Origin of the sequence: Chitinophaga sp. (assembly GCF_035761305.1) — a bacterium.
Lineage (GTDB): Bacteria > Bacteroidota > Bacteroidia > Chitinophagales > Chitinophagaceae > Chitinophaga.
Window position 1 is genome coordinate 1 of the sequence record NZ_DASTRI010000237.1, and the last position, 9415, is coordinate 9415.

The 9415-nt window shown below is 49.2% G+C and carries 8 protein-coding genes; 5 read left to right on the plus strand and 3 right to left on the minus strand.

Annotated features, from left to right (window positions below; genetic code table 11):
• Nucleotides 1-28 precede the first annotated feature (28 nt).
• Together VFS25_RS20120 and VFS25_RS20125 are read right to left on the minus strand one after the other, a co-directional pair.
• A complete protein-coding gene (locus VFS25_RS20120; RefSeq protein ID WP_326463973.1) occupies nucleotides 29-1402 on the minus strand; it encodes a TolC family protein in 1374 nt (457 codons plus the stop codon).
• Between the two features lie 10 nt (nucleotides 1403-1412).
• A complete protein-coding gene (locus VFS25_RS20125) occupies nucleotides 1413-2045 on the minus strand; it encodes a TetR/AcrR family transcriptional regulator (protein WP_326463974.1) in 633 nt (210 codons plus the stop codon).
• A gap of 539 nt (nucleotides 2046-2584) precedes the next feature.
• Between VFS25_RS20125 and VFS25_RS20130 the strand changes: the two genes are divergently transcribed.
• Nucleotides 2585-3214: a DUF502 domain-containing protein gene (locus VFS25_RS20130; protein ID WP_326463975.1), complete on the plus strand. Its 630-nt coding sequence runs from the start codon at nucleotides 2585-2587 to the stop codon at nucleotides 3212-3214.
• A 6-nt stretch (nucleotides 3215-3220) separates the two neighbouring features.
• On the opposite strand, the gene VFS25_RS20135 is transcribed toward VFS25_RS20130, so the two are convergent.
• On the minus strand, nucleotides 3221-4054 hold the full coding sequence (locus tag VFS25_RS20135) for an alpha/beta hydrolase (protein ID WP_326463976.1): 834 nt from the start codon (nucleotides 4052-4054) through the stop codon (nucleotides 3221-3223).
• 250 nt (nucleotides 4055-4304) lie between these two features.
• On the opposite strand from VFS25_RS20135, the gene VFS25_RS20140 reads away from it, so the two are divergent.
• The 4 genes from VFS25_RS20140 (at nucleotide 4305) to VFS25_RS20155 (ending at nucleotide 9226) form a co-directional block, all read left to right on the plus strand.
• Nucleotides 4305-5282: a zinc dependent phospholipase C family protein gene (locus tag VFS25_RS20140; RefSeq protein ID WP_326463977.1), complete on the plus strand. Its 978-nt coding sequence runs from the start codon at nucleotides 4305-4307 to the stop codon at nucleotides 5280-5282.
• A gap of 168 nt (nucleotides 5283-5450) precedes the next feature.
• Nucleotides 5451-6521 carry a 3-phosphoserine/phosphohydroxythreonine transaminase gene (gene serC, locus VFS25_RS20145; RefSeq protein ID WP_326463978.1) on the plus strand — a complete coding sequence of 357 codons (1071 nt, stop codon included), beginning with the start codon at nucleotides 5451-5453 and terminating at the stop codon, nucleotides 6519-6521.
• Between the two features lie 212 nt (nucleotides 6522-6733).
• Nucleotides 6734-7975 (plus strand): DUF1015 domain-containing protein, encoded by a 1242-nt coding sequence (locus VFS25_RS20150; protein WP_326463979.1) that lies wholly within the window; start codon nucleotides 6734-6736, stop codon nucleotides 7973-7975.
• 207 nt (nucleotides 7976-8182) lie between these two features.
• Entirely contained in the window at nucleotides 8183-9226 is a 1044-nt protein-coding gene (locus VFS25_RS20155; RefSeq protein WP_326463980.1) for a tetratricopeptide repeat protein, read from the plus strand.
• Nucleotides 9227-9415 lie beyond the last annotated feature (189 nt).

Here is a 9415-nt window from a genome sequence, read left to right on the forward strand (position 1 = left end):
CATATAATGCAGTTTTAAAAATCGAGTGTTATAGTTTACCGTATGCCTTCAGGTAGTCAATTTTAGCCACTATGGTGTTGTACAAGGCATCAAAATAATTCTGCTGGGCGGTGAACAGGTCATTTTCCGCGGTGCTCATCTCAAGGCTGCTGCCCACGCCTTCCCGGTACTTGATTTGGGTGGTGTTGTATACCTCCTGCGCCAGCTTCATGTTCTGCTCCTGCGATTGCAGGGTAAGCAGGTTATTGCGGAAGCTGGAAGCGGATTGTGACTGTTCAAGATCAATAGACAGCTTCAGGTTCTCTATGTTATTCTCTGTTTTCTTTACTGCCAGGAAAGCCTGGTCTACCTGCCGCTTGCGCTGGAACCCGCTGAAAATGGGTACCGACAGGTTAAGCCCCAGCATGCTGTAGCCGTACCAGGTGGGGTTCTGGAAATAATCGAACTTGCTGGTACCTCTCAATGAACCGGCAGAGGCGTAAAAAGACAGCGTTGGCAGGCCTTTCAGCTTATACCGTTTCAGGTCATATTCATTCGCACGCTTTTGCGCCTGCAGCACCTGGTATTCTATACGCTGGTCGTAGCTGAAGTTATCGGTGCTTACGGTTTGCGCGGCAATGGCTTCCGTAGTGAGGGAATCTGTGAGCACAATTTCCTGCGCCATCGGCATTCCCATCTGGAATTTGAGGGCTGCGGTGCCTACTTCTATGAGGTTACGCAGCTTGGTAAGCTCTGTATTCAGGTTAGCCATTTGTACGGTCAGGCGGTCAACATCCAGCTTTTCCGCCAGCCCGCTTTTATAGGTTTCACGGGTGTCGGACAATGTTTTTTCCAGGGTGCTGACGTTGCCTTTGAGGATGGTGAGCGCCTTGTTCGCGGAGAGTACGTTGTAATAGGCCTTGTATACGGCCACCTTTACATCTACCTCTGATTTTTGCACGTTACGGGCCACCAGGTCCTCCAGGGTTTTGCGGGCCTGCAGGGCCACCAGCACGCTGGGATCAAACAAGGTTTGGGTAAGCTTTACCTCACCCGTCATGTTATGCGTAAGCTGGAATGCCACGGCCTGGTAAGTGCCTTCCGGTACGTTCGGGTCAAAGTTGTGCAGGTCAATCTGCTGCTTTTGCAGCACCGGTGAGTAAGAGTAGGCGCCGTTGGCGGTAATGGCCGGCAATGCCAGCCCGCTTACTTCCTTGTTTTTGGCCAGCTGTATCAGCTCATCCAGCTTGGTGTTTTTAATAGATGTTTGATTAGCCAGAGCATAATCCACTGCCTCCTTAGCGCTTAGCTGTAATGGCTCCTGCTGCGGCGCCGGTTGTTGCTGGGCGCGCAGGCGGGTGGTAAATGCCATTACCAGCAGCAAAGAAACGGCCAGGATAATGTGCGTTCGTTCTGATTGCATACAGTTGTATCTATTTGTTTTGCGATAGTTGTTGTTGCCTGTATTGTTCTATTAAACGGAATCCTTCAGCTGCTGCCACGCCATATAAGAAATGTTCCAGCAGCACGCGCTGCACCTTTCCCATATCATACCCTGCCATAGGAAATACCTCCGGCTGAAAGCACACCATGGCGGAAGCAATGCGGAACTGGGTGAGGATATTCACATCCAGGTCTTTCCGGTACAGCCCTTCTGCAATGCCGCGTTCCAGGTTTTTGCGTATGGTGGCGCGCAGGGAGCTGTTGCGGTATTCCTGGAAAACCAGGAAGGCTTTGGAATGGAACTTTTGCAGGTCCAGCATAATTACCGGGTTCATGTTCCGCAGCTTCTCATCCATCATATTCATGATCTCAAACAGCTCTTCTATGGCGTTGGCGGATTTGCTGATAATAATGCGCTCTTCCTCCTGTATAATTTCCAGGTAGCGGCTGATGGCATGTACTACCATATCGTCTTTATCAACAAAGTGCGCATACAGGGTTTTTTTGGAAATCCCCATGCGGGTGGCAATATCGTCCATGGTAATGGAGCGGGTGCCGTATTGCCGGAACAGGCCAAAGGCGGTGTCTAATATTCTTTCCTGTACTTCCATGTCTGATTTCAAAGCGGGCTGTAAGCGATACAAAATCCCCGGACAAAACTAGGGAAACTTTTTAAACTACAAAAGTTTCCATAATAAAAAATGTGAAATTGTTGGAAGAGAAGGGGGAGATGGGCGGATGTGCAGATATGCAGATGTGGGGATGTAGGGATATGCCGATATGTGATGTGCAGATATACAGACATGCGGATATGCGGATGTGCAGATGTGCGGACACGCGGATGGGGCGACCGGGTATTAGTGGCAGGCGTACTGCGTTGATAGTATTTTAACAGTTGCAAACGGAGCTACCAGGAGCAAGGAGAACCAAAGGAGAAGGCCAGGAGAACCAAAGGAGAAGCGGGAGAAAATAGCATGGTATTTTATATGGAATAACCTGGCGGCGAAGCAGGATAATGGAAGGCCGCCTGATATGAACAGCGCAGGTGTGCTTATGTAAGTAGGCCTAAATTGGAATAATCTAGCTAATTTGCGTGCGGAATTACCATAGCACATTATATCCGCACTTTCACATTACTTAAATATTACATTGCTTAAATATTATGTCGCCCGAACTTAAAATGAAAGCCATGGCCGCCCGCCTGCTGCGATACTTTTTCCAGGGTTTGCTGATCCTTGCGCCCATTGGTATTACGGCATTCACCATTTACTGGGCGTTTATTACTGTTGACAACCTGCTGCCTACCTCCCTGCTGCCGGAAGATACGCTGGTATATAAATACCTGCATTACAAGGGAGTAGGGTTTGTGCTGGTACTGCTGCTGATCATTATTGTAGGCTACCTCAGCTCCTCCTTTATCGTGGGCCGCCTGTTTGATATGTTTGACCGCCTGCTGGAGCGCACTCCTTTTATTAAATATATATACAGCTCCGTAAAAGACGTGTTTGACGCCTTTGTAGGCGAAAAAAAGAAATTTGACCACCCGGTGCTGGTGCAGCTATACGGGCTGGATGTTTGGGAAATGGGCTTTATTACCCAAACCGATGTAAGCCACCTGGGCCTCGAAGGTTACCTGGCCGTGTATGTACCCCATGCCTATGCCATTACCGGCAAAGTATTTATGGTGCCTAAAGGAAGGGTGAAGCCGCTGGAGAACATTTCCGCGGGCGAAGCCATGAAGTTTGCGGTGAGCGGCGGCGTTACTTCCATTGAAGGCCATTCTGCCAAATAAAAAGGCTTATTTCAGCACCTCATCTGCAAACTGCCATAGCAGGTGGTTAAATACCTGCGGCTGGTCGTAGTTGACCAGGTGCCCGGCTGCCGGTACTTTAAAAATGGTGTTTTTCCACTTACGCTTAAAAGATAAGCCATCCAGGTAATTGATCCGTACTACATTTTCATGCTGGCCCATTACCAGGCATAAAGGCAGCTGGCTATGCTGCAGGCCGTCTATATGATCGGCCGTACCCGCTCCATCGGCTCGCATGTACCGGCCAAAGGTGGTACGGAATACAGGATCGGTATCATAATAATATTGTTTGCAGCCGGCTATGAACTGGTCCGTGGGGCGGTACACCAGCCTTTTGCTGTAAGCGGTTAAAGCGGCGTCTGAGGGGGTTGCTGTAAGCACCTGCTCAAAAGGGGATGCCAGCAGGGCTGCTGTCCAGGGAATATCGCGGTTCACAATGGCTGCGCCGGCAAAAAACAATCCTTTGGGCGGGATGGCTAACCGCGGCAATGCTTCGCTGATAATGTTAGTGCCGGATGAAATGCCCACCAGCAGGTAGTTTTCCCAGGTGCTGCCGTTAATATAATCCGCCAGCTGCCGCGCCATGCCGGCAATGCTGTAGTCCTGCTCCGGTGTAGCGCTGCGGCCCGAACGCCCATGGCCGGGCAGGTCCAGGGCTACCAGGCGGAAGGCTTCCTGCAATAGCTCGTCTTTTAATTGCGGGTTCCATATATCGGACCGTTGCAGGCCTCCGTGTATGAAAATAATGGCTTTGTTGGTATTACCGGTGCTGCGGGTAAAAATGGGCATACCATTTACCGGAATCGTTGTAATATTTTCCATAGTTGTATTGGGTCCCTACTTCACGGCATTGGGTTATAAGGTGCTGCTGTTCCAGTTTTTCAGGTTTGTGCCAGAGGCGGGGTATTTATTTATTAAATATAAAGCTGCACCAGCGATCTGCCATGCGTTTAACCAACCATTAACAAAACAGCATACAGTTGCGCATGCGTACTTTTTTTTGATTATTTTAGCGACTGCAATCCTCTCTCAGTACGGCTTTTTAATTGCTTACAGCTAAACTGTTACTGTTATGTACAAGCTACTTTTACCGGTACTGCTGTTTGGGTTGCTGTTACCCTGCCGGCTTAACGGCTGGGGCTTTTTTGCGCATCAGCGTATTAACCGGCTGGCAGTATTTTCATTACCGCCGGAGATGCTGGTATTTTATAAACCGCATTTGGAGTTCATTGCACAACATGCCACGGACCCGGACAAAAGAAGGTACGTGGTGTTGGCAGAAGGCCCGCGGCACTACATAGATATTGATCATTACGGACCACCGCCTTTTGACAGCCTGCCCCGTTCGTGGCAGGAGGCTGTAGCCCGGTATACGGAAGATACGTTGCGGCAGCATGGCATACTGCCCTGGCACATTCCCCGTATGGTGGCCCGTTTAACCAAAGCGTTTGCAGAAAAGGATGCGGCCCGCATTCTAAAATTATCTGCAGACCTGGGCCATTACATGGCCGATGCCTATGTGCCGCTGCACGCCAGCTCCAATCATAACGGACAATTTACCGGCCAGCAGGGCATTCACGGCTTGTGGGAGTCGCGCATACCGGAGCTGGTAGCGGATAAAACATTTAATTACTGGGCAGGCAAAGCCGCCTATATTGCAGATGTGCCTGCCTTTGCATGGCAGGTTGTAATAAGCAGCGCACTCGCCGCCGATACTGTGCTGCGGCTGGAAAAGGAGCTGAGCCGGCGGTTTGCGCCAGCCAGGCGTTACGCTTATGAAAAACGCAACGGCGTGCTGGTGCGCAATTATTCAAAAGCCTATACACTGGCCTATCATCAGCTCCTGGGCAATATGGTGGAACGGCGCATGCGGGGTGCCATACAGGCAGCTGCCAGCTGCTGGTATACCGCCTGGGTAAATGCGGGGCAGCCTCCTTTGCAGGAGTTGGCCGGCAAATCCTTTACAGTAGCAGATTTGCAGGAGTTCGGGCAGCTGGATAAAGCCTGGCAAAACCACCGCATAAAAGGTGAGGAACACGCAGAAGAATAAGGGTAAAATAAATAACGGTTTTTAAGAAAAGTTAAATTATCTTTGTTAGTACTATCTTTTTAACCTTTATCCTACACCACGAAAGAAACACCTTACTTTTTTTACCGTTCCTTAGAAAAACCAATGAAAGTGGAAAAAGCTAATAATTTATTTAATCAGGATCGCAACATGAAGGTGCACAACTTTAACGCCGGGCCTTCTGTATTACCAAATGAGGTATTATACAAAGCCAGTAAAGCGTTGATTGATTTCGAAGGATCGGGCATGTCAATTTTAGAGATAGGTCATAGAACAGAACTGTTCATGAATGTGCTGGATGAGGCTCGCAGCCTGGTGCGGGAGTTAATGCAGCTGGACGATGACTTTGAAGTATTGTATTTACACGGTGGCGCAAGTACGCAGTTTATGCAGGTTCCCATGAACCTCCTGGAAAACGGGGAAACAGCGGCGTATGTAGACACCGGCGTATGGTCATACAAGGCTATGAAAGAAGCCAAGTCTTTTGGGTATGTAGATGCTGTGGCCAGCTCACGTGAAAGCAACTATAACCACATTCCCAAGCAGTTTAATATTCCGCCACAGGCCAAATACCTGCATATTACCACCAACAATACCATTTATGGTACACAGTGGCAGAAAATGCCGGTAACCGACCTGCCGATAGTGGCTGATATGAGCTCGGATATTCTAAGCCGGCAGCTGGACTTTAACAAGTTCGCGCTGATCTATGCCGGTGTACAAAAGAATATGGGCGCGGCCGGCACCACTATGGTAGCGGTACGTAAAAGCATATTGGGCAAGGTAACCCGCAAAATACCCACCATACTGGATTACCGGGTGCATATTGAAAACGGCTCCATGTTCAATACCCCGCCGGTATTTGCCATTTACATTTCCATGCTTACCCTGCGCTGGCTGAAAGAGCAGGGCGGCATAAGCGCTATCGAACGCCTGAACGAAAAGAAGGCCGGCCTGCTGTACAGCGAAATTGACAACAACCCGCTGTTCCGCGGCACAGTAGCCAAGGAAGACCGCAGCCGCATGAACGTGTGCTTTATAATGGATAAGCCCGAGCTGGAAGAGGAATTCCTGAAATTCTGCAAGAAGGAAGATATTGTAGGCATCAAGGGCCACCGCAGCGTAGGCGGTTTCCGTGCATCACTGTACAACGCCCTGCCGCATGAAAGCGTAGAGGTAATGGTGGAAGCTATGAAGTACTTCAGCCTGAAAAAGGCATAATAAGTGTACAAACCGGCTATTGATACCTATGCTTAAAGTTATACGTTGATTAACCGCTATAATGCTAAAGTCCCGTGTCGTCTGCAGGCGAACGGGACTTTCTAATTTACGCCCGGTCATAATCATCTACCATCCAATCTTTATTTGCACATCCGCACATCTGCATATTTGCACATTATTATTATTTTTGCCCCCTCAACAACCACACTACAATGGCAATCATCAGACCGTTCAAAGGATTAAGACCGCAAGCCGCGCTGGCCGCCCAGGTGGCCGCCCGGCCCTATGATGTGCTTAGCTCTGCGGAGGCAAAAGTAGCCGCATCCGGCAATCCTTACGCTTATTATCACGTTTCCAAATCTGAAATAGACCTGCCGGATGGTGTGGATATTCACAGCCAGGCCGTATATGATAAGGCAGCGGAAAACCTGCAGCGATTTATTAAGGAAGGCACCCTGTTCCAGGATGCGCAGCCCTGTTATTATATCTACAAGCTGGTGATGGACGGCCGTGCGCAGGTAGGCCTGGTGTGCGCTTCTTCCATTGCGGATTACAACAACGGCATTATAAAGAAACACGAATTCACCCGCCCTGAAAAAGAGCAGGACCGCATTAACCATATTAAAAGCACCCGTGCGCAAACCGGCAACGTGTTCCTGGCATATAACGATGTACCGGAGCTGAATGTGGCCATTGAGCATTGGCAGCACAAAGCCCCTGCCTATGATTTTACGGCAGATGACGGCATACGGCACACCGTTTGGGTGGTGGACGACGCCGCTACTGTGCAGCAGATCACTAAGCTCTTTGCCGAAAAAGTGCCCTTTACCTACATTGCCGACGGGCACCACCGCGCTGCCTCCGCTGCTTTGGTACAGAAGGAGTTTGCCGCCAATGGAATGATCAAATCCGAAGAAGACCCGGCCAACTTTTTCCTGACCACCATCTTCCCTGCCAGCCAGCTGGCCATACTGGACTATAACCGCCTGGTGAAAGACCTGAACGGCCATACTGCCGCGCAGCTGCTGTCACAGCTGGATTATGACTTTACCGTGGAGGAAATCGGGCACCTGCCCCAGAAACCCACCATGCTGCACGAGTTCAGCATGTACCTGGAAAACAGGTGGTACCGCCTGGTAGCAAAGGAAGGCACCTATACAACAGATCCTATTGGCATACTGGATGTAACCATCCTGCAGAATAATGTGCTGGACAAATTCCTGGGCATTAAAGACCCGCGCACTGATAAGCGTATTGATTTTGTAGGCGGCATCCGCGGGCTGGAAGAGCTGGTAAAACGGGTAGACAGCGGCGAAATGAAAGTAGCCTTTGCCCTGTACCCGGTTACTATTCAGCAGCTGTTTGATATCGCAGACAGTGGCAATGTAATGCCCCCCAAATCTACCTGGTTTGAGCCCAAGCTGCGCGACGGCCTTATTACACAGCTGATCTGAAACACATACCGGTGAATATTACGGCTATATAATATTACAACAGGGCTCCGGAACCATTCGGGGCCCTTTTTAATTTCAGGGCGCGCGATATGCCGGCCGGGCGGCGCATTAGCAAATTAGTTAGCACATTTTCTTTACATTTACAACAAAGCAAAGACAGGCATGTACAGGCGATTTTCTTTATTGAAAAAAATTTTAATAGGTGGATTGTTATTAATTGCCCAGGCTACCCGGGCACAGGATGCAAATGAGCTGTTCAACACCGCCAATAATTTTATCCGCAGCGGCGATTATGCCAATGCCATACTGGTGCTGAACCAGGCCTTGCAGCTGGAGCCGGACAATACCCAGTTCCGCAAACAGCTGGGATTTGCCTACTACCTGCGCGGTGAAATGCCTAAAGCACAAAAGATTATTGATCCTTTACTGGACAAAAAAGACGCCGATGCGCAGCTGTACCAGATAGCCGGTAACATTTACCAGGCGCGGCAAGACTGGAAAGGCGCGCAAAAGCTGTATGACAAAGGCATCCGCAAGTTCCCCGAAAGCGGTGAGCTGTATAACGACAACGGGCAGCTGCTGCTTACCCTGAAAATGTATGACGGCGCTTTGAACAACTGGCTCAAGGGCATTGAGAAAGATCCGAACTTTCCCGGTAACTATTACAATGCCGCCCGCACTTATTATTACAGTAAAGACGCGGTATGGGCCATCCTGTATGGCGAGATATTTATAAACCTGGAAAGCTATACTACCCGTACAGCCGAGATCAGGGATATACTGATAGAGTCCTATAAAAAGCTGTTCAACGACCCCGCTATGCTGAACAGCATTCCTGCAGACATGGAAGAAGGCGGTAAAAAAAGCCGCCGCGGCAGATCGGCCAACAGCGGGTTTGAGACCGCCTTCCGGCAGCTGCTGGCCAAACAAACCAGCGTTATTACCAACGGTATTGACCCCGAAGCGCTGATTATGCTGCGCACCCGTTTTATACTGGATTGGTATAATTTTTACAGCTTCAAATACCCGTTTGCGTTATTTGACCTGCAGCGGTCCCTGTTAAAAGAAGGTATGTTTGAGGCTTATAACCAGTGGATATTCGGACCCGTGGCCAGCCAGGCCGGCTATCGTGCATGGACCAACCTGCATAAGGCGGAGTATGACAGGTTCATACAGTACCAGCGCAACCACCCGTTTAAGCTGCGGCCCGATGAATATTATAATGATGGTCATTTTACCCTGAGCAGGTAAACCGATGTATAATGCAGCGGTTTGCTTTCGTTGATATATAACCTGTTGAATTGTTTGAGTAAATAACATGCAAGTGTTCTGTCATTCCACGTAGCCATTCATTATTAATTATTAATTATTAATTATTAATTCTTAATTATTAATTATATATGCTTGCAACAAAACACCAAAACACAATCGACAACGCGG

Excerpts from the sequence above, each read along its gene's own strand:
- VFS25_RS20120 (WP_326463973.1), bottom strand. The coding sequence starts at position 1,402 with ATGCAATCAGAACGAACGCACATTATCCTGGCCGTTTCTTTGCTGCTG.
- VFS25_RS20130 (WP_326463975.1), top strand. The coding sequence starts at position 2,585 with ATGTCGCCCGAACTTAAAATGAAAGCCATGGCCGCCCGCCTGCTGCGA.
- VFS25_RS20135 (WP_326463976.1), bottom strand. The coding sequence starts at position 4,054 with ATGGAAAATATTACAACGATTCCGGTAAATGGTATGCCCATTTTTACC.
- VFS25_RS20140 (WP_326463977.1), top strand. The coding sequence starts at position 4,305 with ATGTACAAGCTACTTTTACCGGTACTGCTGTTTGGGTTGCTGTTACCC.
- serC (WP_326463978.1), top strand. The coding sequence starts at position 5,451 with ATGAAGGTGCACAACTTTAACGCCGGGCCTTCTGTATTACCAAATGAG.
- VFS25_RS20150 (WP_326463979.1), top strand. The coding sequence starts at position 6,734 with ATGGCAATCATCAGACCGTTCAAAGGATTAAGACCGCAAGCCGCGCTG.